This is a genomic window from Carboxydothermus pertinax (assembly GCF_001950255.1).
Taxonomy (GTDB): Bacteria; Bacillota; Z-2901; order Carboxydothermales; family Carboxydothermaceae; genus Carboxydothermus; species Carboxydothermus pertinax.
Map to the genome: position 1 here is coordinate 1 of NZ_BDJK01000087.1, position 231 is coordinate 231.

Sequence of the window (231 nt, forward strand, 5' to 3'; positions counted from 1 at the left end):
AAATTAGCAACAACCTTAGGATTAAAGGTGTAGACCTGGCAGTGATAACTTGCCAGCTGATAATTAGAAGCAAGGCCCATTTGCAAATGCCAGCTGTAGACTGAAGTAGATTCCAAGCCAATAACAACGCTTTCAAAATTATTAGAATGGCAAATTTCGAGGACAAGATTAATCAAAGCTTCAAGGCCAGGATTATCATTAGAAAACTTCTGGCGTTTAGAAACAATTTCA

General features: G+C 37.7%; 1 protein-coding gene. It reads right to left on the reverse strand.

All coding sequences use genetic code 11. The features are described from left to right. Nucleotides 1-231 (reverse strand): IS110 family transposase (locus cpu_RS13730; protein WP_501161799.1); only part of this gene is annotated, 231 nt, incomplete at both ends.